At 43.2% G+C, this 25,595-nt stretch carries 19 protein-coding genes and 1 pseudogene; 16 read left to right on the forward strand and 4 right to left on the reverse strand.

Features of this window, described 5'->3' with window-relative positions:
• The first annotated feature begins 32 nt into the window (after window positions 1-32).
• From IPM95_10130 to IPM95_10140, 3 genes are all read left to right on the forward strand, one after another.
• Window positions 33-1,193 carry a hypothetical protein gene (locus tag IPM95_10130; protein MBK9329648.1) on the forward strand — a complete coding sequence of 387 codons (1,161 nt, stop codon included), beginning with the start codon at window positions 33-35 and terminating at the stop codon, window positions 1,191-1,193.
• Between the two features lie 86 nt (window positions 1,194-1,279).
• On the forward strand, window positions 1,280-2,458 hold the full coding sequence (locus tag IPM95_10135; protein MBK9329649.1) for a hypothetical protein: 1,179 nt from the start codon (window positions 1,280-1,282) through the stop codon (window positions 2,456-2,458).
• Window positions 2,459-2,553: 95 nt separating this feature from the next.
• Entirely contained in the window at window positions 2,554-3,681 is a 1,128-nt protein-coding gene (locus tag IPM95_10140) for a T9SS type A sorting domain-containing protein (protein ID MBK9329650.1), read from the forward strand.
• 2 nt (window positions 3,682-3,683) lie between these two features.
• Here IPM95_10140 and IPM95_10145 read toward each other — a convergent pair whose 3' ends face one another.
• Window positions 3,684-4,502: a class I SAM-dependent methyltransferase gene (locus tag IPM95_10145; GenBank protein MBK9329651.1), complete on the reverse strand. Its 819-nt coding sequence runs from the start codon at window positions 4,500-4,502 to the stop codon at window positions 3,684-3,686.
• 33 nt (window positions 4,503-4,535) lie between these two features.
• Complete coding sequence (locus tag IPM95_10150; protein MBK9329652.1) at window positions 4,536-6,617, reverse strand: penicillin acylase family protein; 2,082 nt, start codon at window positions 6,615-6,617, stop codon at window positions 4,536-4,538.
• 126 nt (window positions 6,618-6,743) lie between these two features.
• On the opposite strand from IPM95_10150, the gene IPM95_10155 reads away from it, so the two are divergent.
• The 9 genes and pseudogenes from IPM95_10155 (at window position 6,744) to metX (ending at window position 18,439) form a co-directional block, all read left to right on the forward strand.
• Window positions 6,744-8,549 (forward strand): acetate/propionate family kinase, encoded by a 1,806-nt coding sequence (locus IPM95_10155; GenBank protein MBK9329653.1) that lies wholly within the window; start codon window positions 6,744-6,746, stop codon window positions 8,547-8,549.
• Window positions 8,550-8,630: 81 nt separating this feature from the next.
• Window positions 8,631-9,743: a hypothetical protein gene (locus tag IPM95_10160; GenBank protein MBK9329654.1), complete on the forward strand. Its 1,113-nt coding sequence runs from the start codon at window positions 8,631-8,633 to the stop codon at window positions 9,741-9,743.
• Window positions 9,730-10,482 carry a M13 family metallopeptidase gene (locus IPM95_10165; protein MBK9329655.1) on the forward strand — a complete coding sequence of 251 codons (753 nt, stop codon included), beginning with the start codon at window positions 9,730-9,732 and terminating at the stop codon, window positions 10,480-10,482. Before IPM95_10160 ends, IPM95_10165 begins: the two co-directional genes overlap by 14 nt.
• A gap of 437 nt (window positions 10,483-10,919) precedes the next feature.
• Window positions 10,920-11,333 carry a hypothetical protein gene (locus tag IPM95_10170; protein MBK9329656.1) on the forward strand — a complete coding sequence of 138 codons (414 nt, stop codon included), beginning with the start codon at window positions 10,920-10,922 and terminating at the stop codon, window positions 11,331-11,333.
• Between the two features lie 190 nt (window positions 11,334-11,523).
• Window positions 11,524-14,465, forward strand: a pseudogene (locus IPM95_10175) (FAD-binding protein).
• Window positions 14,466-14,644: 179 nt separating this feature from the next.
• On the forward strand, window positions 14,645-15,577 hold the full coding sequence (locus IPM95_10180) for an alpha/beta hydrolase (GenBank protein MBK9329657.1): 933 nt from the start codon (window positions 14,645-14,647) through the stop codon (window positions 15,575-15,577).
• 64 nt (window positions 15,578-15,641) lie between these two features.
• Window positions 15,642-15,920 (forward strand): hypothetical protein, encoded by a 279-nt coding sequence (locus IPM95_10185; protein MBK9329658.1) that lies wholly within the window; start codon window positions 15,642-15,644, stop codon window positions 15,918-15,920.
• A gap of 185 nt (window positions 15,921-16,105) precedes the next feature.
• On the forward strand, window positions 16,106-17,398 hold the full coding sequence (locus IPM95_10190) for an O-acetylhomoserine aminocarboxypropyltransferase/cysteine synthase (protein MBK9329659.1): 1,293 nt from the start codon (window positions 16,106-16,108) through the stop codon (window positions 17,396-17,398).
• A gap of 24 nt (window positions 17,399-17,422) precedes the next feature.
• On the forward strand, window positions 17,423-18,439 hold the full coding sequence (metX, locus tag IPM95_10195) for a homoserine O-acetyltransferase (protein MBK9329660.1): 1,017 nt from the start codon (window positions 17,423-17,425) through the stop codon (window positions 18,437-18,439).
• Window positions 18,440-18,652: 213 nt separating this feature from the next.
• Here metX and purT read toward each other — a convergent pair whose 3' ends face one another.
• Window positions 18,653-19,819, reverse strand: a complete 1,167-nt coding sequence (gene purT / locus IPM95_10200) for a formate-dependent phosphoribosylglycinamide formyltransferase (GenBank protein MBK9329661.1) — start codon at window positions 19,817-19,819, stop codon at window positions 18,653-18,655.
• Between the two features lie 15 nt (window positions 19,820-19,834).
• Window positions 19,835-20,668, reverse strand: coding sequence for a hypothetical protein (locus IPM95_10205; GenBank protein MBK9329662.1), 834 nt, complete (start codon window positions 20,666-20,668; stop codon window positions 19,835-19,837).
• Window positions 20,669-20,732: 64 nt separating this feature from the next.
• Here IPM95_10205 and IPM95_10210 point away from each other — a divergent pair, with 64 nt between their 5' ends.
• The 4 genes from IPM95_10210 to IPM95_10225 all read left to right on the forward strand — a co-directional run bounded on the left by IPM95_10210 (window position 20,733) and on the right by IPM95_10225 (window position 25,590).
• Window positions 20,733-21,965: an acyl-CoA dehydrogenase family protein gene (locus IPM95_10210; protein MBK9329663.1), complete on the forward strand. Its 1,233-nt coding sequence runs from the start codon at window positions 20,733-20,735 to the stop codon at window positions 21,963-21,965.
• A 280-nt stretch (window positions 21,966-22,245) separates the two neighbouring features.
• On the forward strand, window positions 22,246-23,313 hold the full coding sequence (locus IPM95_10215; protein ID MBK9329664.1) for a phosphotransferase family protein: 1,068 nt from the start codon (window positions 22,246-22,248) through the stop codon (window positions 23,311-23,313).
• Window positions 23,314-23,335: 22 nt separating this feature from the next.
• Window positions 23,336-24,028, forward strand: a complete 693-nt coding sequence (locus IPM95_10220; GenBank protein ID MBK9329665.1) for a histidine phosphatase family protein — start codon at window positions 23,336-23,338, stop codon at window positions 24,026-24,028.
• A gap of 356 nt (window positions 24,029-24,384) precedes the next feature.
• Window positions 24,385-25,590 carry an acetyl-CoA C-acetyltransferase gene (locus IPM95_10225; protein ID MBK9329666.1) on the forward strand — a complete coding sequence of 402 codons (1,206 nt, stop codon included), beginning with the start codon at window positions 24,385-24,387 and terminating at the stop codon, window positions 25,588-25,590.
• The last annotated feature ends 5 nt before the right edge of the window (window positions 25,591-25,595 follow it).

Below are 25,595 nucleotides of genomic sequence, written 5' to 3' on the forward strand. Positions count from 1 at the left end.
CTCTTAGAAATTAAAACTACAAAAATATACACATGAAAAAACTGATTTCTTCTGCTGTTCTGGTACTTTCTTCCATTTTTATTTTTGCACAACAACCATTGGATAATGGAGCTGTTTCCGGTAAAGAGCCGCTTAAATTACGCATTCGAAAAAATGTTATCCGCCCGCTTGGTAAAGACTGGTATGTTACATTCAGTGCAGGTTATGGTATGCCGTTTCTTTCTACAAATAAACGTTCACCGCTGAAGGAAATCGGAGACAAAGACTGGTATCAGAAAAACGGAGAGTTAAGTGTCAAGCCATTATTTGGAACAAACGGAGGCGGTTTCGCGTTCAATCTCGGCTGGGGACACATGTTTAACAAATATATTGGAATTGATGTCCTGCATACGGTAGCCTGGCATCCGGAGCAGCTGGATGCCCGCATAGATTTAGACACCTATTATGCTACCCAAAAAACCGGAACGCTCGGAATATATATATCTCCGCATTTGATTATGCGATGGGATAATGGAAAGCGTTTTGGCATAACCGGCAAAGCAGGGTTGGTGCTGCCTATTTTCGGACAAACGCAATCACGGGCCTACATTTTGGATAAACAAGGCCGGATTATTGAAACGTTGGGCGGTTATCCGGTGATTCCTTTAGCCATTCCCGGACTTATAGGATTGGAGATAGAACTTAGTGCAAATGCACATACTTCCTATAAGCCAACGGTTGGTGTCAGCGCTTCCATCGGGTTCGATGTAAAACTCAGCAAACGAGTTACACTCTTTGCAGAGGCAAGGGTACAGGCATATACGATAACCCTTAAAGAAACCATATTTGATGAATTCAGGCAAACTTCCAGCATCAATGTTTTAGGTATTAAAATTCCGGCACCGGATGGTTTATTGGTCATTCCGTCCAACGTAAACAGTGCTGCCGAAGCTCCTGAATTCCTGAAGCATTATGTATACAAGTCAGAAATTACAAAGGAGTCCAATACCGCCCGTTATGGTTTTAAAGAGATTATCAATTTAGATCCGAACATACCGGAGGTGGATATTAACAAACCTAGGGATGAACCCGGTCAGAAATTTAATGCATCCACCATGTATTTCAATGCCGGCCTGAGAATAGATTTTGACCTGATGGCTAAAAAACGGGAAGCACAAAGAGATGGAACGTCTTCCAAAAAGAATAAAAGATAAAATTCAATGAGTCCTATTGTTTATTGATTTCAGAACAGAAGTTTAAAACAGCAGCTATGTTAAAACAAATCCATAAAAATTCAGCTATGAGGAAACTGATTGTACTGTTGTTAACCTTTGTCATCATCAACACAATATCGGCGGAGAAAGGACCTAAAAAGCCGAAAACACCCGTTACTCCTGCACCTGAAAGTAAACTTAATATCAGGAAAAAAGTCTCCAGGCCGGAGGGAAAAGGATGGTACATATACGGAACAGCCGGTTACGGCATACCTTTTCTCAGCACCAACAAGTTTTCCCCGTTTAAAGAGGTCGGAAACAAGGACTGGAATCAATCGGATACAACATTAAGTGTAAAGCCGATCTTTGGAACATTAGGCGGAGGCTGGGCAGGCAGTTTTGGCTGGGGCCACATGTTTAATAAGTACATAGGGATAGATGTTTTGCATACCGTCGCATTCCATCCCAATCGGCTGGATGCGAGAATCAATACCGATGTAACACTGTCAAATGGAAATAAAGCATCTTATTTTGCAGAAGAATACACAGAAATTAAGCCTGCAATTTATATCAGCCCGCATTTAGTGATGCACTGGGATAATGGCAAACGCTTTGGCATTACCGGTAAAGCCGGCCTTTGTCTTCCAATCGGCGGATCACCGGTTTCCAGAGCCAAGGTAATCGACCATTCCGGCAGATTACTGGAAACACTGGCAGGGTTACCAACCATACCTTTGACCTTAATTGATCCCAGCTTTAGCATGGAATACAACGCAGTGGCCAAAACATCCTTACACCCTACTATAGGTGTAAGTGCTTCCATTGCGTTTGATGTTCGTCTGTTTAAAAATGTATGGGCGTTTGCAGAATTCCGTGTACAGGCATTTACCATCCGTCCGAAAGAGACGAAATTTTCGGAGTTCTCTGTAAAAACGGAATCCTCCCTGCTTCCGTTAATTTCAGCTCTTACACCAATCCCGCTAAATATAGCCAGTGCTGCGGAAGCACCGGTATATCTGAAGCATTTTGTCTATCACGGTGAAATTACCGAAGAATCTAACACCCTGCGTTATACCACCGGTTTGGATTTGAAAGAAATTGATATTGATAAACCCATGGATGAACCGGCACAAAAATATAACGCCTCTACCATGTATTTTAATCTGGGCGTCAGGATGAACTTTACACAAAACTGGGATAAAAGAAGAGGCGCAAAAGTAATTCCAAAAAGAGAAGCAAAAGCAGCCAAGAAAGCAAATAAATAAGAATATTTTTTTCGCGTTCTATATTTTTCAGACAGTTTAACAGGTTTTCTTTTATGAAGAGGAGCATAACATTTATAACCGTAATGTGCTTATGCATGATGCCGGTTTTAGCAGGCTATGTCTATGGCAGTATGAGGTTTGATAATGCAAACCGTAAGTATATCATTTATGTGCCGGATATTTATACTACTCAAAACAAGTCCGTTCCATTATTGGTAGGGTTGCATGGTTTTGGTGACACTATCGGGAATTTCAGCCGTATTTGTATGTCCGATATTGCGGATACGGCCAATTATATTTGTGTTTATCCGGAAGCATTGCCGGATCCTGTGTTAGGCGCAAATGCCTGGAATTCCGGAGCAAGTACCGGAATCGTTGTCGTAAACAACGGCGTGAAGGACAATGCCTTTATCAATGCACTGGTAGATACCATCATTTCAAGATATCGGATTGATTCCACCCGCATGTATGTCTTTGGTTTTTCTTTTGGCGGGTTTATGACGGACAGGCTGGCTGCAGAGAACAGCAACCGATTTGCCGCCGCCGCTAATGTTTCCGGCCTGAGAGGAAATTCGTTAACGGCCTTGCCGGCAAAGCCTATGCCTTATCTGAAGTTTCATGGTACCAATGATGCTACAATTGGCTATTACGGCACGTCAACGCTTGGGTTCCTTCCCGGATTAGGTATGAGTGCTGAAAATACCGCCAAATTTTGGGCAACGCAGAATCAGTGTAATATGACGCCTGTGATAGATACGATGCCGGATCTTGCCAATGACGGAAAACGTTTTGTCCGGTTCACCTACAACAACGGCAGAGAAAACAGTAAAGCAATTTTTTATAAAGTAATGAACGGGGAACACAGATGGTACGGCTTACCCGCAAATGATATCTCTTATTGTCAGACCATTTGGTCGTTCTTTCGTCAGTATTCAAGGAATAGTATCATTTCATCCATAAGAGATAATCAGCAGGATGAAGTGCGTCTTAAAATTTATCCGAATCCATCCGGAGAAAAAATCAGGATAGACATTTCTGCAGTGAAAGAACACATAAACAGGCTGTATGTATATTCCATTACAGGGAATCTGGTGTACAGCACGGAAGTGACAGGTGCATCACCGGAACTATACATCGATACAAAACTCTCTTCTGGAATATATATGTTACAGTTAGCCGGAGAGAATGGTATTCTTGCAACGGAAAAAGTGGTTATACAGTAGATTTATACGAAGCGCAGATGAAACAGCTGTGTCATGTCCATGACTTTATTGAATCTCATGGCGATTCTGGTCGTCAGCCGCTGATTGGATTTCGGCATGTCTTCAAAAAACTTAATGGCTCTCACCAGTTCAATATGCTCACTCCAGTTGGTGACCGTTTCCGGTTTTAAAATGCCCCATTCCAAATGCGCCTGTTTCATGCCTGCCGCCTTGATGCGGAAGTCTACAAAAAATTTAGCGAAATGAGAAATCACATCAAACACGATTTCCGCTCCCTTTAATCTGGAGGCAATGGTGGTCAAAAAGGATTTTACATCCTCTTCTTTAAAATAAGGCAATACACCCGGAATGGTGATGAACAATCCGTTTGAAATATCGCCGATATCATCTAGCCAGGTATAATCCAGCATTGACTTTGCAATATAGGTTACCCTGCTGTTGGGAGGAGGCAGCAATTGCGTGCGCAGTGCAATGGAATCCGGTAAATCCAGGTCGTACCACAATGCGGTACCATTGTCGCAACGGTAATAGGTCGTATCTAATCCTGCGCCGATATCCAGGATTTTTCCGTTCGGATTTTTTTGCAAAAATGCTTTTATGGCTTCATCCATCTTGTAAGCGCGGTAGCATAAGCCGTGTACACCAATCTCCGTAATGTTTCGCAGCAGCTTTTTCTTATCGACATCCAGTTGTCTGAATAATTCTACGGCTTTCGTGTCATTCAACAACGGATGTTTATATTCCGTTTCTTTAGCGCGGGAAACCAAAGGCAGCAATAACGTTTCTTGCACACGGCCAAGCCGGATAGGTATCTTTTTCATACGAAAAACTCTTTAGTTTTTATTCGATTCTATTTACCCGGGATGATAGACCCTTTCTTTTTCTTTCATGATTTCTTCGTACTTCATGCTCATCTTTTTACATTTCTTATGTACGAATAAATCCATCTGGTCGTCATAATGTTTATTGCCCTCCACATTGCTGGCGCCATAAGGTGAGATGCTCTCAATAATGGGTCCGTCTTTGGTAAATTGTACCAGTTCTATATACGTTTCGCCGGTCTCAGCTTTGTAAACACCATTTTTATGTTCAGCTATCCACATGGTGGCTAACACATCGGGAATACCGCCAATCGGCAGTTCTTTTTTCCCCCTTACCAGATGCTGCAGGTCACCTAAAGGAACCTCGAGGGTACCGAAATGTTTTTTCAAATGTTCCTGCGCTTCTTCTACACACTGTACCAGATACCATTCTTTTATTCTTGCTCTGGTTGCCGGGAAATGCCCCTCTTCAACCAGCTTGTCAATGACCTTGCGAATGACAATGGCTACTATGGCAGCCTGTTTGTTATTCATATCAGCACTGCGGTTCCATTTATTCAGGACTTCAATGCTTTCTTTAATCTGCGGGTGCTTTTTGGGATCAAAACGCAAAATATCTTCGATGTTGACCATGGCATAGTTATATGCCGGATTCATAAATGTCTGGTCGTATTTGATAACTTTGAATTCGTCATAGGATATCTTGCCGCAATTGCCAAACAGGTAACTGGTTCGCATGGAACGGTTGTCATCATAGGCAAAATAATAAGGAGCTAACGGGCTTTTGGATTTTACGGGATTGTCTGCTTTGGATGTGCAGTTGAATGGGGTGTTATTGTTGTTGAAAATATACCCGCATGTTGGATTAATTATTTTTACCAGACTGTCATACGGGTAGTAATCATTGGCTTTCCATAAGGTGGCAGAGGTATCCCCGGGCAGCACATTCCACCAATTGTAGTGTTTATCTCTTCTGGGGAAATGCCCGTTGTCTATATATAATATGTTGTCGTCTCTGTCAGCATAAACGATATTCAGTCCGGGCAATGCCATCATCTTCAGCGCCTGCTGAAATTCTTCCAGATTTTTAGCTTTATTCATATGGTACCATTGTTCCGCACCGCGAATGTCAAAAGAAGAAGGAAAGCGCATGGCAAAATATTTACCGTCTTTTTCCATAACGGGACCATATACACTTTGGTAAAATGTCTTCGTGACGGGAATCTTGATGAACCAGAAAAGCTTTACTTTAAGTTTTACCTTTTTCTCCACCAGATCCAGCCATTTGCCGTCGAAATAATATTTATGTTTTTCCGTCGGATGCATTCTCAGTAAATAGACGTCATCATGATCCGCCATACTGACCGTATGCGCCCAGCCTAAATTTTGATTGACGCCATGGAAGATGGTCACTCCGCCGGGAAAGGTGCCACCTAACATATCCCAGCCTTCCTCAGAATGAACATGCGCCTCATACCAGGAGTAGGGTCCTTCCAGCGGCTGGTGTGAATTGATGCCCAGATACGTGCGGCCGTCTTTCGTTTTGGCACTGTTGACTGCAAATCCATTAGAACCTTTGGGTGCTGTAAGCATGTCTGTCTTTAACGTCCCGTTGGATATCTTCATGAGGGTAAACGGAACATTTGTCATCAGGGCCAATCCGATGGTATAACCGACAATCATGTCTTTCTCCGTAATGGGAAGCAGGTCGTGCATACTCTCCACTTCGGGATGTGCCTTGATATAATTGTTGCAGGCCAATACATAAGCGCCCAGTATATTTTTAAATTTGGGTGAAAAACTTTTGTCGTAGTTTTTATCGACACTTTCCCTCGCTCCGATGAAAGCGCACAAGAAATCCATGATGGCGCCGTCTTTACCTTTTAGTTCAGCCAGTCTGCCTCTTGCGGTCAGCAGATTTTCCCGCATCGATTTGATATCATCCTCACAGGTCGCCCATGCCAGACCGTATGCCACTTCTTCATCCGTCTTTCCATAGATATGCGGTACCCCACATTTGTCACGGATAATCCGGATGTTTTTAGTATTGATTTCAATGGCGGAAGAAATATGGAAGAGGAACAGAATCGTTGCGGTAAAAAAAATTCTTTGCATAGATTTTAATTAGACAATTAAGGTAAGTATAAATAAGAAGAAATCAGCTAATCGATTGTTTAATTTTGGTTAATGTTAAACAGATGCCGATGCGTTGAATTTTCTTATCTTCATCAAAATTTTTACATGCATATTCTCACCATAAATTGCGGCAGTTCCTCCATCAAAGCGGACGTTATTGATACAGTACATCATACGGCTGTGCTGTCTCTGGATGCAGAGCGTATTCCTGTCGCACCCCAGATAAAGCTCAATGGCGCTGTACTGACTTATGAAGGTGATCTGACATTGGACAACATCATAAGATTTTGTCTGAACCACCTAAAGGCTGCAGTAACAGGAAAGGATATTCAGGGTATAGGACATCGCATAGCACATGGGGGAGACAGATACAGCCAACCGGTGCTGATTGACGAAAACGTGGAACAGGCAATCCTGTTGCTGAGCGATTTGGCACCGCTGCATCATCCGGCCCATTTGTCGGGTATAAAGATGGCAAAAGTAGTATTTGGGAACCTGCCCAATATTGCAGTATTTGATACCGCCTTTCATCAGACACTACCCAAGAGAGCGCAGTATTATTCCATCGATAAGAAGATGGCGGATAAATATGCCATAAGAAGATATGGATTTCATGGGACGAGCCATAAATACGTTGCGGAAAGGGCAGGCAGTTACCTGAAAGAAGATATCCGAAACTTGAGGATACTATCCTGTCATTTAGGAAACGGTTCCAGTATCTGCGCCATTGAGTACGGCAGAAGCATCGAAACTTCCATGGGTATGACACCAATGGAAGGACTGGTGATGGGCACACGCTGCGGGGATATTGATCCGGGAATCGCTACGTTCTTGCAGGAAAAGGAGGGTTGGACACCCAAACAAACCGAAGATTTTTTGAATAATCATTCCGGACTATCCGGGCTAAGCGGCATCGGAAATGACTTGAGGGATATACTTCAGCAGGCGGAAAACGGGAATGAAGACTGCCGGCTGGCGATTCATGTCTTCACACACCGGCTTACAAAATATATTGGAGCGTATGCGGCGGTGATGGGCGGTGTGGATGTGCTCATCTTTACGGCAGGCATCGGAGAAAACAGTGCGGAAATCAGAAACAGGACATGTCAGGGATTGGATTTCCTCGGCATCAAACTGGATGGGGATAAAAATAAATCGGCAAGGCTGACAGATGAACAGGATGTCATCGCCATATCTGAAGAGAACTCCAGGGTAACCATCCTTGCCATCCGGACGGATGAACAATATGCCATTGCGTTGGAAGCTCAAAAGATCTTGGAAGAAAAAAATAAAGTCAATACGCTTCCCAAAATACCCATTGCCATTTCAGCCAGGCATGTACATCTGACCAGAGAGACCCTGGATAAATTGTACGGGAAAGATTATGAGTTGACCGTCTATAAGTCTTTGTCACAGCCTGGGCAATTTGCCGCAAACGAAATGGTGACGCTGGTGGGTCCCAAAAACCGAATTGAAAATGTCCGGATATTGGGGCCGCTTCGCACAAAGGATCAGGTGGAGATTTCCAAAACGGATGAGTTTTTTCTGGGTATAGACGCGCCGGTCAGAGACAGTGGCAATGTGGCGGGATCGCCGGGTATTACATTGATTGGAGAGGCTGGTACCGCTGCCATTAAGGAGGGAGTGATTGTGGCACTGCGGCATATTCACATGCATCCGGAGGATGCTCAAAGATTTGGAGTAAACGACAGGGATATGGTGAGTGTGGATGTGGAAGATGAAGACCGCCCGCTGACCTTTAAGAATGTGCTGATTCGTGTTTCCGATAAATTCAAACTGGAGATGCATATTGACACCGACGAAGGCAATGCCGCGGAGATTCAGAGCGGGGAAGAAGGTGTGCTGATGGCTTGTGGTAAGAATGTAAGTCTGCAGTTAAAGAATGTCTGAGTAATGCGGTATTATATCTTTTCGACGAAATTGTAATAAATCATCCGTTTTAATGACTAATTTAGAATCTTAAATTTTTGTATGAATAAGCTGATTTTTCTTTTCCTTTCAATTAGTTCGTTATTATCATTTTCACAGTCGAAAGACGTTGTGGGTGCTAACATTGACCCAACGGCAAAGCCCGGTGACGACTTTTTCAAATATGCCAACGGCGGGTGGATAAAACAAAACCCGATTCCCGCAGCCTACTCACAGTGGGGTATCGGCAACCTGGTGCAGGAAGATGTATGGATGAAACTGAAAGCCATCAACGAAAAGGCATTAATCAGCTCATCAGGGGATGAAAATACCCGAAAGATTCGCTATTTCTACTTCACCGCCATGGACACCTTGCTGATAGAAAAAGTAAAGCTGACTCCCATCACCGCCGAATTATCGATGATTAACAGTATTCAGGATATAAAGGGGTTGATCAAAGTCATCACCTCCCTGCATTCCGCAGGTATTCCGGTAGCCTTTGATTTAGGGGTTTATCAGGATATGAAAAACAGCGAAGTGAACGCATTGTATTTATCTCAGGGCGGACTGGGGCTTCCGAACAGGGATTATTATTTCAACAAGGATGCCCGAACCGTAAAAATTGTGACCGATTATAAGGCCAGGCATTTGTTGAGAATGCTCGGTTATGTCAATCCGGCATTTCAGAATGGTGCGGCAGGCGTTTACAGCCTGGAGAAGATGCTGGCAGAAAAATCCAGAAAACTGGAAGACCTGCGCGACCCGTATGCGAACTATAATAAAATGTCGGTTGCGGATTTGAATAAACTGACTCCAAAGATGAACTGGAATACGGTGTTCGCCCAACTAAACATCAAGACGGATTCAGTCATTGTCGGCCAACCGGAATTTTTTACACAACTGAACACAGCCTTATCCAAAATCCCTTTGGCTACCTGGAAGAACTACCTGAGATTTCATGTCATTTCCTCCTATGCTGACTATTTATACAAGAAAGTTGACAAAGAAGATTTCAGGTTTTACAGCACCGTTCTCCGAGGAAAGAAGGAGCAATTGCCGCGCTGGAAACGTGCATTGATCTGGGAAGAAGGAGCGATGGCAAAAATTAAGTACGGTTATAAAGAAGGTGGGTTATCCGGACAAATGGAAAGATTTTTCTGCCTTGAAGCTAAATGACAAATCCATCGTGGAGAATATGCGCAATGCGAATAAATTCTGGTTCAACTATCATATCGGCAAGCTGAATAAACCCGTGGACAGAACGGAGTGGGATATGACGCCGCAAACCTATAATGCCTATTATAATCCTTCCAATAATGAGATTGTATTGCCGGCAGGTATTTTTGTCATCCCGGGCCATAAAGACGCCGAGATTGATGATGCTGTCATTTACGGATATGCCGCCGCTTCCACCATCGGACACGAAATCACACACGGGTTTGATGATGAAGGACGTCAGTTTGACGATAAAGGGAATCTCCAAAACTGGTGGCAGGAAGAAGACGAGAAAAAATTCAATGAGAAAGCCGCCAGATATGTGGATCAATTCAATAATTACGTTGTGCTGGACAGCCTTCATATCAATGGAAAAGCTACCCTGGGTGAAAATATCGCCGACCTGGGCGGCCTGGTCATTGCCCTTGATGCCTTCAAGAAAACGGTGCAATTTAAAGAAGGAAAAACGATCGATGGTTTAACGCCTCTGCAGCGCTATTTCTTAGGTTATGCCCTCGGGTGGCTTGGCCATGCCAGAGAGGAAGAGCTGGCAAGCCGTGTGATGACCGATGTACATTCGCCTCCGTTCTTACGGGTAAATGGACCATTTTCGAATATTGATGATTGGTACGATGCATTTGGCATCCAAAAAGGAGAAAAGATGTGGCGCGATGGCTCAGATCGTGTCAAAATATGGTAAAATAATCCAGTCTTTCCTGGGTTGGCTTAACGAATCCTGATTAACAGCTAGTTGATGTTGGTGTTTTTTTGTTGATATATGTCAATAAAAAACACCAAATTTGCCACTTACCAATCCAAATCCACCATTTAGGCACTTAAAACCGCCATATATAAAGTGAGGTTTTCAGAGAATGAATTACGTAGTAATATTGTATCAACAAACAGATTGTTTACGTTTCTCTCTCTTTATCTGTTGTTTACGGCTTTTAAAAGGCCCTAAAGTATTTAGAAGCTCATTCCCATTGAAAAATTTGAAGTTTTCTAAAAGTTTCACTCTCAGGTGAAACTTTTTTATAAGATATGAAACCATTTTTAAAATATTTTTGTTATTTTTAATGATTCTAGGTTCTGCTAAGAACATTCTGAAAACCCGAAAATTATTAAAAACCTGTGCTTATGAGAAAAATCTACATTATTATACTATTCCTCGTTTTTCATATTCCGCTTTGCTTACTGGCAGACAGCAGTGATTTGGATTTAACGGTGAATAACGGCAACTCCAAAGCAGTTATACGAAGTATATGGAAATATGAACAGGACTTATCTGCCTTTTCCTATGATAATGGCATCGCCAAGAAAATCTATTACCTGTCCCTGAATTCGGACGGAACCTATCACCAGTATGTACAGGTGATTCCAAGCAGTCCGCAAAATTATTACAGGGTGAAAAACTTTGAAATTAACGGAAAATGGTTTGAAAAGAACGGAAAACTGATTCTAGACGAATACGGCAAAGAAAATGCCATAGACTATAATTTCATGTATTCCAATTTTGAGAATATTGATAACCAGTTCATCTCTAAAAAGTAAATTATTTCTTCATTCTAAAATTAGTTGGTATTAGTTGATTTTACGTTTGGCCGCTCGTTAGAGCGGCTTTTTCATTTCTAAAATATTATTTCTTCTTTGTTTAATATGGAATTGGTTCTAATCCCTCATTCATTTTGTAAATTTATTGCGTACTAATACATAGTTTGTTAAAAACAACGAATACTGTGTGATGAAACAACCAACTGAAAATCCTCTACTGGACAGTATCGCTGCTCAATTGGAAGGTGAATTTTTCTACGATGCAAAAATGCGGACGCTTTATGCCACGGATGCATCCGTTTATAAAGAATATCCCCTGGCCGTCGCATATCCAAAGTCGGAAAAGGATATACAGGCACTCATCCGGTTTGCCCGCGAAAATAAAACGTCTTTAATCCCCCGTACTGCCGGCACCTCTTTGGGCGGTCAGGTGGTTGGCAACGGAATCGTGGTGGATGTTTCCAAATATTTCGATAAGATTCTGGAGATAAATAAAGAGGAAAATATGCCATCGTTCAGCCGGGTGTGGTTAGGGATGAATTAAACAGGCAGTTAAAATCTGCAGGCCTGGTTTTTGCACCCGAAACGTCTACGGCCAACCGTGCCATGATTGGCGGTATGGTGGGGAATAATTCCTGCGGTACGAATTCTATCGTTTACGGTTCCACCCGCAATCATGTGCTGGAACTGAAAGGGTTACTGAGTGATGGTTCTGCCGTGAAATTTCACGCGTTATCCAATGGAGATTTTCAGCAGAAACTCGCTATGGATAATCAGGAAGGGCAGGTCTATAGATTCCTGCAGAAAGAACTATCCGATAAAGAAACACAGGAGGAAATTACCGCACAGTTTCCCAATCATAAAATTCACCGCCGCAATACCGGCTATGCCATCGATGAGTTGATTCGTCAGCAGCCTTTTGATGAGAAAGGTTTGCCATTTAATTTGTGTGAATTGATTTGCGGCAGTGAGGGGACACTTGCTTTCATCACTGAAATTAAATTAAACCTGGTGTCACTTCCTCCAAAGGAAAAGGTAGTGGTGGCCGTGCATTTCAAAACACTCGAAGAAAGCCTGCGCGCTAGCGTGCTGGCGATGAAGCATAAGCCAACGGCCTGTGAGCTGATGGATAAGATAATTTTAGACTGTACCAAAGAAAATATTGAACAGGCCAAGAACAGATTCTTTGTAAAAGGGGATCCGGAAGCTATTCTGTGTGTCGAGTTTCATGCAGAAACCAGACAAGAAGTGGAAGCGAAAGCGTTTGCGCTGCAAAGTGACTTTGAAAAGGAAAATGTAGGGTATCACTTCCCGTATCTGTTTGGCAATGATACGACCAAGCTTTGGAATCTTCGCAAGGCGGGCTTAGGCTTGCTTGCCAATATGCCGGGAGACTCGAAAGCTGTGGCTGTCATCGAGGATACCGCAGTTACTGTGGAAGACCTGCCGGCTTATATCGGGGAGTTTACGGATATGATGAACAGCCACCGGCAGCGTTCGGTGTATTATGCGCATGCCGGTGCCGGAGAGTTACATTTGCGCCCTATCCTGGATTTAAAGAAAAAAGAAGACAGGATCTTATTCAGGACAATAGCGACCGAATCGGCAACGTTGGTCAAAAAATATAACGGTTCGCTCAGTGGCGAGCACGGCGACGGCCGTGTCAGAGGAGAATTTATTCCGATGATGGTGGGAGAGAAAAATTATCAGTTGCTGCGCAGATTAAAGTATACGTTTGACCCGGATAATATCTTTAATCCCGGAAAGATTGTGGACACCCAGCCGATGGATACTTCATTGCGTTATGAAGAGAATCAGGAAACACGTCAGTTTGAGACCATTTTCAGTTATGATAAAGACGGCGGCATTCTGCGGGCAGCGGAAAAATGCAACGGCAGCGGTGATTGCCGCAAACTGCCCGGCAGCGGCGGTACGATGTGTCCATCGTATATGGCTACGAGAAATGAAAAGGATACCACAAGAGCGCGTGCAAATATTCTGAGAGACTTTCTGTCGAATTCTTCAGAGGTAAATAAATTCAATCACAAAGAAATTTACGATGTGATGGATTTATGCCTGAGCTGTAAAGGATGTACTTCCGAGTGCCCGTCCAATGTCGATATTACCACGTTAAAGGCGGAGTTCTTATACCAGTACTACAAAGAAAACGGCGTTCCGCTGAGAACCAGGGCAATTGCAAATATCGGTCAGTTGAGTAAGCTGGCGATGTTGTTTCCCGGGTTGAGTAATTTCGGTTTGTCGAATAAGCTGACATCCTCCATATTAAAAAAAGCGTTAAAGATTGCTCCGAATCGTTCCATGCCATTATATCATAAACAAACGTTGCTGACCTGGTACAAGAAAAATCAGGACAAGCTGCAGGCACAGGGAGAGCGTAAAGGGAAAGTGTATTTCTTCTTTGATGAGTTTACCAATTTCAATGATGTGGAAATCGGAATTAAGTCATTGCTGCTGTTAGCAAGATTGGGTTATGAAGTGGCTTATATGCAACATGCCGACAGCGGCAGGGCGCATATGTCCAAGGGTTTGATAAAGAAAGCACAGGAGCTGGCAAATGAAAATGTACGCATCTTCAGCACGTGGGTAAATAAGGATGTGCCTTTAATAGGAGTCGAACCATCCGCCATTTTATCATTCAGAGATGAATATCCGAGGCTGGTGGACAAGAATGAAATACCGAAAGCCCGCAAATTAGCACAAAACTGTTTTATCATTGATGAGTTCATAGCTAAAGAAATTCAGAAAGGGAATATTACAGCCGGACAGTTTACAAAAGAAAAAAAATACATCAAACTGCACGGCCATTGCCATCAGAAAGCATTATCCTCTGTCGATCATACCATCCAGCTGCTGAGTTTGCCTGAAAATTATCATGTGGAAAACATACCGAGCGGATGCTGCGGTATGGCAGGCAGCTTTGGTTATGAACAAGAGCATTTCGACGTGTCCATGCAGATAGGCGAGTTGGTATTATTTCCCGCAGTCAGAAATGCAGCCCCGGATACCATTATCGCTGCCCCAGGCACCAGTTGCCGCCACCAGATAAAAGACGGTACGCAAAAACAGGCATACCATCCCGTGGAGGTATTGTATGATGCTTTGTTGAAATGAAATGATTTTAATTTTTTTTTTATTTTTAATTATTTCAAGTGCATATAACGTACCGATATTGTAGTTATCCACAATTTACTGGGGACTCGTGTGATATGAGTAATTGAATTTATTGAGGAAAATCAAGGTACGTCTAACTGTTTTTTGTTATTTTTATGTAAAGTAAGTGAACTTCCTTTATGCAAAGTATACAGAGTATTACCGTACAAACCTTTATTAATGTTTTCAGAAGAAGCCTCTTTGTCCATAAAACCGAGGCAAACACCATAAGGGTTGGTTTCGAGCGGATGTCTAACATTTCCAAATTCCCCCGATTTGTCAAAAAGGAAGAACTCACCTATGCCGGTGTCGATGCTTCCTGGTTTATCCCGGAGGGATACGGTAAATCCAAGACTATATTGTATTTGCATGGCGGCGGTTATGTGATGGGTTCCGTCAATACACACAGGGCATTGATAGCAAGGATAGCGAGAGCCACCAACTGTAAGGCACTGGCCATTAATTACAGAAAATCTCCTGAAAACCTGTATCCGGCAGCCATTGAAGATGCAGTCAATACCTACAAGCAAATGATAGCAGATGGATATGAGAATATTTTCATCATGGGTGACTCGGCAGGCGGCGGTTTGTCGCTCGCATTGCTGCAAATGATTAAGAAACAGAAGCTCCAGAAGGCCGCCGGTACGGTATTGTTATCGCCCTGGACAGATTTGACTTTAAGTGGCGATAGCGTTCACTCCAAAAAGGACGTGGATCCACTGATACAGCCGCATTTACTGGAAATATTTTCCAAACGGTATTATGGAAATGAAGACCCTGCCAATCCATTGATATCTCCGCTGTTCGCAGACGTGAAAGGGTTTCCGCCAACATTGATACAGGTGGGTGGCAATGAAATCTTGCTGGATGACTCGACGCGTATTGCGCAGAAACTCAATAAGGCAGGTGTAAGGGTCAAGCTGGATATCTTTGAGAATATGATGCATGTATGGCAGTTTTTTGGTGGTATTATGCCGGAAGCCAACAGAGCGATTGAGGAAATAGGTGAATTTGTAAAATCTATTAAGGTCTCCACAAAAGCGGATAAATTGGATACGATGGCAGTTTACTAAATGTCATAGTGTAATATCAGCTGCCGCTATAAGGTGTATTCGGTTTTTTAATAGTAGTTCAATTATGGAATATCTTGACGCCAATAAACATAAAATCGTCTGTCCTCAATGCGGGGCCAATGATTTTAAAGAGGTTGATTCAAGTCACATCGAATGTGTGCATTGCGGTACTCAGGTGGACACCACCATTATTCTTACGGATAATACCCATCACAACATGGTGATTAAAGACGGTGCGGAAGTGCAGGTAAAAGACCATGCCAACGTGAAAATCAAGGGCGGACTGGAAATAAAAGGCGGTAGCCTGACCATAACAGACGGCGGCAGTCTGGAAATAGGATAGTGTAATTTTCAAAATCTTTTTTATATTTGTCGAAGAATGATGCTTTCTAACAAACAAATGATGTGTTGTTGCTGTTGTAAAACAGATATGGAAGGCTATGTCTAATCATAAACTATATTATACCATATACCAGCCTTCCCTAATTGCGGAAGGCTTTTTATTTTTTAACAATTAAAAGATATATAATGAGTAGTTACAGATTTGAAACATTACAGCTGCACGCCGGCCAGGAAGTGGATCCAACAACAGGCTCTCGCGCTGTTCCGATTTACCAAACCACCTCTTATCAGTTTAAGGATACTGAACATGCGGCTAATCTGTTTGGCCTTCGTGAATTCGGCAATATCTATACACGTATCATGAACCCGACAACGGATGTGTTTGAGAAACGAATAGCAGCGCTGGAAGGCGGCGTGGCGGCACTGGCGACGGCATCCGGACAATCCGCGCAGTTTCTGGCGCTAAACAATATTCTCGAAGCAGGGGACAATTTTGTTTCCACTTCCTTTTTATACGGAGGTACTTATAACCAGTTTAAAGTTGCATTTAAACGTTTAGGTATTGATGTTCGCTTTGCAGATGGTGACAATCCGACAAGTTTTGAAAAACTAATTGATGATAAGACAAAAGCGATTTATCTGGAATCTATCGGAAACCCTAGAGGCAATGTGCCTGACTGGGCTGCTTTTAAGGCTATTTCTGATAAATACGATATACCGATTGTTGTTGATAATACGTTTGGCGCAGGCGGTTATTTATTTCAACCCTTAAAACATGGAGCTCATATTGTCGTGGCATCTGCCACCAAATGGATTGGCGGTCATGGTACGTCCATAGGTGGAGTTATTGTAGACGGCGGAAATTATAACTGGGGCAATGGAAAATACAAGCAGTTTACAGAACCTTCCGAAGGTTACCATGGTTTGAAATTCTGGGATGTATTCGGTACGCCCGGTCCTTTCGGCAATATTGCCTTCATCATCCGTGCGCGGGTGGAAGGATTGCGTGATTTTGGTGCTTCTGTTTCCCCTTTCAATTCCTTCCTGTTTTTGCAGGGGCTGGAAACATTGTCCCTGCGGGTAGAACGCCATAGTCAGAATGCATTAGCATTGGCGCAATGGTTGCAGCAGCATCCTAAAGTGGAGAAAGTGACTTATACCGGCTTGCCGGATTCACCGTATCACGAACTGGCGAAGAAATACCTGACCAATGGGTTCGGCTCCGTATTCACCTTTGATGTGAAAGGCGGATATGATGCGGCGAAGAAATTTATCAACTCACTGAAGTTAACCTCACATGTGGCCAATGTGGGTGATGTGAAAACACTCGCCATTCACTCTGCATCTACCACGCATGAGCAATTGACTGACGCGGAACAGGCTGCATCCGGCGTGTCCAGGAGTTCCATCCGCGTTTCTGTAGGTATCGAACATATTGATGATATCAAAGCCGATTTTGACCAGGCATTGAACGTATAAAATTTTTAAATCTCAAATTCTTTTGTGTCTGTGCATATACTAACATATAACGAACCCATCCGATTAGAATCCGGCACTGAACTTCCCAAAGTGGAAATTGCCTATAATACCTTTGGTACCTTGAATGCCGATAAATCAAACGTGGTCTGGATTTGTCATGCGTTCTCCGCCAACTCGGATCCGACGGAATGGTGGCCCGGAATGGTGGGAAACGGTAAGTTTATAGATCCTGAAAAATATTTCATTGTGTGTGCCAATATGCTCGGATCCTGCTATGGCACTACCGGGCCGTTGTCCGTGAATCCGGAAACGGGGAAAAAATATTACAACCATTTTCCGGTGGTGACGGTCAGGGATATGGTGCAAACCTTATCCATACTCAGAAAATACCTTGGTATCGGTAAGATACATTTTGCCTGTGGCTTTTCCATGGGTGGGCAACAGCTGCTGGAATGGGTGATACAGGAACCGGACAGTTTTGAAAATATTTTATTAGGGGCCACCAACATTAAACATTCTCCGTGGGGGATTGCATTTAATGAATCACAACGATTGGCTATTGAAGCCGATTCTACCTTTGGGGAAGAACGCGATGATGCCGGTGCCAATGGCATGAAGGCAGCACGCAGCATCGGCTTGATTTCGTACAGGAATTATAAGGCATATTGCAAAACACAGGAAGATACGGACAATACCAAGCTGGAAAATTTTAAAGCCTGTTCGTATCAGCAGTATCAGGGTGAAAAGCTGGTAAAACGCTTTAATGCCTATTCCTACTATATTTTGTCCAAAGCGATGGATAATCACAACATCACGAGAGGAAGGGGAGATGCTAAAGAAGTGTTGTCGGCTATCAAATGTAATACACTGGTGCTGGGCATTACTTCCGATTATCTGTATCCGCTGGAAGAACAGCAGTTGCTGACATCCCTGATACCGCACAGCATTTTTGTAGAGATAGATTCTGATTACGGCCACGACGGATTCTTAATAGAAGATGTACAGATGACTAAAATATTGAGCACCTTCCTGCGGGTATAATTTCAGGTGCTTTGCAGAACCGTTCTTATCCGCACAGTCTCCGGAAATGAATGCTACGCAGCTTTCTGTAGCAATATCATGCCACTATGATTGTGGGGCACAAGCGTACCAAAACGAAACCCCTAATTTCCTGCGGGAGGCAGACGGGCGACTAGGCACGAGGATAAATTCTGTTTTGTCCACGTTCATTGTGAGGTACGAAGCAATCATTTTTTAGGTTGAGCTTACTTTAATCATCTTTGCAATTTCAACGGCACGTTCTTTTATGGCATCCACATCACTTCCCACTTTATCATAAGCGAGTGCAACACCCATTCTGCGATAAGGACGCGTGGTGGGTTTCCCAAAAATCCGTATATCACTTTTAGTATGACTCATGGCATCTTCCAATCCGGTATAGAGTGGATGTGAACCATCTTTTTCCGCTAAAATAACGGCGCTGGCACCTGCCCGTTCTAAAGTGATTTCAGGAATCGGCAACCCTAAGATAGCACGTGCGTGCAATTCAAATTCTGAGAAATTCTGTGTACCGGCCAGGGTGACCATGCCGGTATCATGGGGTCTTGGGGATAACTCTGAAAAATAAACACCGTCATCCGCCAGGAAAAATTCCACACCCCAGATGCCTGCTCCTGTCAGTGCATTTGTAACGGTACCAGCCATTCTTTCCGCTTCTGCTAAATCTTTCGATTTAACAAACGCAGGCTGCCAGCTTTCCTGATAATCTCCGCGTTCTTGTCTGTGTCCGATTGGCGGACAAAATAAAGTAGGGCCGTTTATTTGTGTAACCGTTAATAGCGTGATTTCCTTATAGAAATTGACAAACGCTTCCACGATGATTTCCGTGTAGTCGCCGCGCTTGCCGGACTGCGCATATTCCCAGGCTTTTGAAATATCTGATTCAGTTTTAATAACGGATTGTCCCTTCCCGGATGAACTCATTAATGGTTTTATCACACAGGGTATACCAATCTTTTCGACAGCAGCCGTTAGCTCTTCCAGACTATCGGCATATTCATATTTAGCTGTCTTTAAACCCAATTCTTTTGCTGCCAGATCCCGAATTGCTTTACGGTTCATGGTGAAGTTGGCCGCTTTCGCACTGGGTACCACCGTGATACCCTGTTGCTCGTAGTCATAAAACCGTTCGGTGCGGATGGCTTCAATCTCCGGTACTATCATGTCTGGCCGGTGTTTGGCTACAATGGCATCCAGCGCTGAACCGTCCAGCATGTTGATGATTTCCCGCTCATCGGCCACCTGTTGTGCGGGAGCATCATTATAGGAATCAACGGCAATCACATATTGCCCCAGTCGTTTCAGGGCAATCACCAGTTCCTTGCCCAATTCACCGGAACCTAATAATAGTATTTTTTTCATAGGATACTAAATTTGTCAATTTTCTAAGTCTTGTAAAAATTTTGGCCATAATAACTTTTCTGCACTTGAAAGGAAAAAACCGCGATGCCCGAATTTTTTCATTCCATAATCGTTTGCATGCAGCGTTTCAATAGATTTGTCCGCATGTGTATACAGATTTAAGATGTATGCACAGCTTTTCCGGTTGGCTATCACATCATCTGCCAAATGATATTCTTTTACAGGGTTTGTAATGGTGTGGTAATGTGATACGACAGGTTGTTCCCGGAAAAATGGAACGAAGAAATCCGGATGAAAACACCAGCTCCGTAATTCCAGAATTATATTTTTGGGAAATCCACCGCTGCTACCGAACAGTTTGTTGTTCATATAACCGTATCGGCGGATGGAATAGGGCACGACCATTTTCCAGAAGAACCACATCCCCAGCCTGACGGGAAATGTAAGATTGCCGACATACCCGTTAGAGGCGGCCACTAAAAATACCTTGTCAAAATGTCTGCAGTTATTGGTGTAGCCGATAAGCTGGCCGCCTGAGCTATGTCCCACTACATATTTTTTCAGGGATGCGTATTCCTGTATTATATAATCCGTTACGCTTTCCATATCCGCAATCCAGGCCGTATGCGAAACTGCAGACCTGAAATTAGCCGCATCGCCGTAATCATAGGTTACGGTTATGTAATTATTTTTTGTCAGGAATTCAGCAAACTTCCAATAAACCTGCTCCGGAATGCAGGTGCCGGTATTGATTTGTACGATGCCTTTAACCGTAACTTCGGGCACTCTTAGTGTCAATGGTATGCTTTTACCGGATTTGGATGGTATGGTAACAGATTCAATTTGCATTCCGAAAAAAAAGTTTCGCTTTCAAATTTAATCTTCTTATTTTTAAAAATATTAATTCCTTCCTATGGATTTTCAACACAACCTCCGGACACTCGAATACATTAAGAAAGTACGGCAGTTTATAGACCAGAAAATTAGACCTGCTGAAGAAGAATACTTCAAAGAAATACATCACAGAAATCTGGGGAGCGACTGGAAAAAATGGACCGTTTCTCCCGTTGTGGAGGATTTAAAGCAACAGGCGAAAGCGACAGGCTTGTGGAACTTGTTTTTGCCGGACACAGAACATGGACAGGGATTGTCCACGATTGAATACGCACCGCTGGCGGAAGAAATGGGTAAAAGTTTTCTGGCACCCGAGATTTTTAACTGCAATGCACCGGATACAGGCAATATGGAAGTACTCCATAAATATGGCACTGCTGAACAAAAGGCGACATGGCTCTCACCGTTGCTCAGCGGAGATATACGTTCGGCATTCTGTATGACGGAACCTGACGTCGCCTCCTCGGATGCCACCAATATGCAGGCAACAGCTTTGATTGAGGGGGATGAGATTGTCATTAATGGTACCAAATGGTGGAGTTCCGGCATCGGACATCCAAATTGTAAGGTCATCATCTTTATGGGTTTATCGGATCCTTCCGCACATCGGCATGCCCAGCACAGCATGGTATTGGTTCCTGTCGATACACCCGGTGTGACCGTTGAACGTATGCTGCCCGTTTTTGGAGAGTATGACGAACCTTACGGCCACGGTGAAGTGTCTTTCAAAAATGTGCGCGTTCCGTTATCCAACATGATTCTGGGAAAAGGAAGAGGTTTTGAAATTGCACAGGGACGATTAGGCCCCGGCAGAATCCACCATTGCATGCGCTGCATTGGTGCTGCGGAATATGTTTTGAAACTGCTGATTGAAAGAGGATTGTCAAGGGTGGCATTTGGTAAGCCTATCATCAATTTAGGAGGCAACAGGGAACGCATTGCAGATTTCAGGATTGCCATCGACCAGGCGAGATTGATGACGTTGTTTGCTGCCTGGAAGTTAGATACGGTTGGTGCGTTGGGTGCGATGACGGAGATTTCAGCGATCAAGGTGGTGGCGCCGAATGTGCTGCAACAGGTAACAGACGAAGCCATACAGATTCATGGTGGCGCAGGTGTTTCTAATGATTTTCCGTTTACCGCATTTTTTGCGGTGGCGAGATGTATCCGAATTGCAGATGGCCCCGATGCCGTGCACCGCGGTCTGATTGCACGGTTTGAATTGCTGAAGTATCCGAATGCAGGTAAGTAATTTGTGATAAAAAATGACTGTCTGCAAATTATTTTAGAAATACCGCAGAAGAGTTAGGGATATGGTTTTTGAAGTGATAGAAGTAAAATCAACGAAGTATGGCAATCGGCATTTGCGTTGATTTTATCTTCGGTTTCTTTTGAAATGCAATGTAGAAAGAAAATCATCTTAAAAATCATAAATGCTTTTTGGTTTACTCGATTTGTGTATTTTAAATGGAGCTTTTGAATGTTTTACATTTTTTTTGGCATCAAAAAGTGACAAAGAATAATATAAAAATATGAATGAACAACTCATTGATAAAGCCAAACCCGTTCGCGAAAAGGAGCAACTGCCTTTAGATAAGGTAGATGCCTGGATAAAAAATAATATACCAAGTGTTACCGGAACACCCGAAATCACCCAATACACCGGCGGAGCATCCAACTGGACGTACAGAATAAAATACGATTCACACGATCTGATTTTGCGCCGCCCCCCCGCGGGTACCAAAGCAGCTTCCGCACATGACATGAAGCGCGAATACGACATTCAGAAAGCGCTGATGCCGTATTACACCGTACCTGAAATGCTGGCATTTTGCAGCGATCATTCTGTAATGGATTGTGATTTTTATATCATGCGCAGAGTGGAAGGCATTATTCCGCGTGCCAATCTTCCAAAAGAATTGAATCTTGAAAAAGAACTAGTCAGGCAATTATGTTTGAATGTTATTGATAAATTAATTGAATTACACAAAATTGATATCAATTCTTCAGGTTTGGATAAATTTGGAAAAGGAAAAGGCTATAGCGAACGGCAAATCAATGGCTGGAGCGAACGATACAACAAAGCGAAAACCTGGAATGTGCCGAAGTTTGCTAAAGTGATGAAATGGCTGAAAGCCAATATTCCGGAGGAGGAGGGAATCTGCCTGATTCATAATGATTTTCGTTTTGACAATGTGATTTTAGATGCGGAAAACCCGATGAAGATTATCGGCGTACTGGATTGGGAAATGGCCACCATCGGAGACCCTATGATGGATTTGGGAAATACACTGGCCTATTGGGTGCAGGCAGATGATGATTTCATGGCAAAGTCAACCAGACGACAACCTACCAATGCGGAAGGCATGCTGACCAGAAAAGAAGTCATCCGGTATTATTGCGATAAAATGGGGTTTGAACCAAAACAATTTACCTTTTATGAAGTGTACGGATTGTTTAGACTGGCCGTTATTGCACAGCAGATCTATTACCGCTATTACCATAAACAGACACGGAATAAAGAATTTAAAAAATTCTGGATACTCATTCATTACCTCAACTGGCGATGCAAGAAAGCAATTAATCAATCAATTAGCTAATTAGCTAATTATCAAATTAACTATGGCAACAATCTATTTAATACGTCACGGACAGGCACAATTCGGCATGGAAGAATACGACGCGCTTTCACCCACCGGCATCGAACAGGCAACATTACTCGGAGCAAGTCTGCTGCAACGCAATGTCATTCCGACAAAAATTATTTCCGGTGCTATGAAACGCCATCAACAGACGATGCAGTATTGTTTAGAGAAAATGAATTTGTCTGATGTAGAAAGAATAACCAACGATGACTGGAACGAATTTGACCATCGCGATATCATTGCAAAATACGAGCCGCGTTATGCCGATTTAAATGAACTGAAGAAGGATATTCTTCTGGATAAAAGTCCGAAAGAAAAGATTACGGAAGTACTCATTGGTGCTGTCAGCCGTTGGACCGGCGGACAGCACCAGGACTACAACGAAAGTTGGATAACATTTTGCGAACGTGTAAGAAACGGCTTGCAAAAAATAGAAAGCGAAACGCAAAAAGACGATGTAGTTTTTGTATTCAGTTCCGGTGGCAGCATATCCGTTATTCTTCAAAAGATCCTGGATTTATCCGTGCAGAAAACGTTTGAACTCCAGTTGAATATTGCCAACTGTTCGATTACAAAACTCAAGACGTCATCGCTTGGTTTACGATTGCTCGCCTTTTCCGACCATGCTCATTTTGAAGGTGATCATGCCAATTGGCTGACGTATAAGTAACTGAAATGAAGGTTCTTAAGTTTCGTATAGATAATTATCCAACGTTAAATTCCAATGCAAGCATTGTTTTTTATAAATTAAATCCTACTTTTACCAAACGAGCGTTTGGTTAGCATCTTGAAAAGTAAAACTACCAAACCGCAGAAGAGTTAGGGTTATGATTTTTGCAGTGATAGAAGTAAAATCAACGAAGCTAAGCAATCAGCATTTGCGTTGATTTTATCTTCGGTTTCTTTCGAAATGCAATAGAGAAAGAAAATCACCTTAAAAATCATAAATGCTTTTTGGTTACTTTTTGGCATCAAAAAGTGAAAAAAAACGAGGGCATTATTAATTAAAATCTTAAATACTTAAAAATGGCAGAAGCTTATATCTACGACTGCGTGCGGACACCACGCGGCAAAGGCAAAAAAAACGGTGCATTACATGAAGTCACACCCACTGAATTGCTGGCACAAATGCTGAAAGCAATTCAAAAAAGAAATAACCTCGATACGTCTTTAGTGGAAGACGTGATCATTGGTTGTGTAACGCCTATCGGTGATCAGGGCGGTAACATCGCAAAGACAGCCGTGATGATGGCTGATTATTCGGATTCGGTTCCGGGTTTTCAGCTGAACCGTTTCTGCGCGTCCGGTCTGGAAGCCGTGAATCTGGCTGCGATGAAAGTACGCTCCGGCTGGCAGGACCTGATCATTGCAGGCGGTGTGGAATCGATGAGCCGTGTGCCCATGGGCTACGATGGCGGTGCATGGGTACTGGATATGCGCGTGAACAGTCATACGCATTTCATACCGCAAGGTATCAGCGCTGACTTGATTGCTACGCTGGAAGGTTTCAGCAGGGAAGATTGTGACAACTATGCCTTGCGTTCGCAAAAACTGGCAGGTATCGCCAAGGCGGAAGGCCGTTTCAAAAAATCCATCGTACCTGTAACAGATATTAACGGACTAACGGTTTTAGCGGAAGATGAATTCAATCGTCCGGATACGACATTGGAAGGTTTATTGTCTTTAGCACCGTCTTTCCAGATGATGGGTGAAATGGGCTTTGATTCCGTGGCATTGCAAAAATATACGACATTGGAAAAAATCAATCATATCCATACACCGGGCAACTCTTCCGGAATTGTGGATGGTGCCAGCCTGGTGTTGATTGGTTCCAAAGAAATCGGAGAAAAATTAGGATTGAAACCAAGAGCGATTATCCGTTCGGTAGCCGTTACGTCAACAGAACCTACCATCATGCTTACAGGTCCCGGCCCGGCTTCGCATCTGGCCCTGAAAAAAGCAGGTATGACCATCAGCGATATTGACTTGGTGGAAATGAATGAAGCGTTTGCCTCCGCGGTATTGCGTTTGCAAAAAGACCTGAACGTGCCGGATGAAAAACTGAACGTAAATGGCGGAGCGATTGCATTAGGCCATCCACTGGGTGCTACGGGTGCCATGATTCTGGGAACATTGGTAGACGAGCTGGAACGTACCGGAAAATCTACCGGTTTGGCTACACTTTGTGTGGGCGGAGGAATGGGAATTGCGACGATAGTGGAAAGAGTATAGGTTGC

The sequence above is a fragment of the Sphingobacteriales bacterium genome (assembly GCA_016719635.1).
Lineage (GTDB): Bacteria > Bacteroidota > Bacteroidia > Chitinophagales > JADIYW01 > JADJSS01.

Excerpts from the sequence above, each read along its gene's own strand:
- IPM95_10225 (MBK9329666.1), top strand. The coding sequence starts at position 24,385 with ATGGCAGAAGCTTATATCTACGACTGCGTGCGGACACCACGCGGCAAA.
- IPM95_10145 (MBK9329651.1), bottom strand. The coding sequence starts at position 4,502 with ATGAAAAAGATACCTATCCGGCTTGGCCGTGTGCAAGAAACGTTATTG.
- IPM95_10130 (MBK9329648.1), top strand. The coding sequence starts at position 33 with ATGAAAAAACTGATTTCTTCTGCTGTTCTGGTACTTTCTTCCATTTTT.
- IPM95_10205 (MBK9329662.1), bottom strand. The coding sequence starts at position 20,668 with ATGCAAATTGAATCTGTTACCATACCATCCAAATCCGGTAAAAGCATA.
- IPM95_10135 (MBK9329649.1), top strand. The coding sequence starts at position 1,280 with ATGAGGAAACTGATTGTACTGTTGTTAACCTTTGTCATCATCAACACA.
- IPM95_10150 (MBK9329652.1), bottom strand. The coding sequence starts at position 6,617 with ATGCAAAGAATTTTTTTTACCGCAACGATTCTGTTCCTCTTCCATATT.
- IPM95_10155 (MBK9329653.1), top strand. The coding sequence starts at position 6,744 with ATGCATATTCTCACCATAAATTGCGGCAGTTCCTCCATCAAAGCGGAC.
- IPM95_10160 (MBK9329654.1), top strand. The coding sequence starts at position 8,631 with ATGAATAAGCTGATTTTTCTTTTCCTTTCAATTAGTTCGTTATTATCA.
- IPM95_10190 (MBK9329659.1), top strand. The coding sequence starts at position 16,106 with ATGAGTAGTTACAGATTTGAAACATTACAGCTGCACGCCGGCCAGGAA.
- IPM95_10180 (MBK9329657.1), top strand. The coding sequence starts at position 14,645 with ATGCAAAGTATACAGAGTATTACCGTACAAACCTTTATTAATGTTTTC.
- IPM95_10185 (MBK9329658.1), top strand. The coding sequence starts at position 15,642 with ATGGAATATCTTGACGCCAATAAACATAAAATCGTCTGTCCTCAATGC.
- IPM95_10170 (MBK9329656.1), top strand. The coding sequence starts at position 10,920 with ATGAGAAAAATCTACATTATTATACTATTCCTCGTTTTTCATATTCCG.
- purT (MBK9329661.1), bottom strand. The coding sequence starts at position 19,819 with ATGAAAAAAATACTATTATTAGGTTCCGGTGAATTGGGCAAGGAACTG.
- IPM95_10215 (MBK9329664.1), top strand. The coding sequence starts at position 22,246 with ATGAATGAACAACTCATTGATAAAGCCAAACCCGTTCGCGAAAAGGAG.
- IPM95_10140 (MBK9329650.1), top strand. The coding sequence starts at position 2,554 with ATGATGCCGGTTTTAGCAGGCTATGTCTATGGCAGTATGAGGTTTGAT.
- IPM95_10220 (MBK9329665.1), top strand. The coding sequence starts at position 23,336 with ATGGCAACAATCTATTTAATACGTCACGGACAGGCACAATTCGGCATG.
- IPM95_10210 (MBK9329663.1), top strand. The coding sequence starts at position 20,733 with ATGGATTTTCAACACAACCTCCGGACACTCGAATACATTAAGAAAGTA.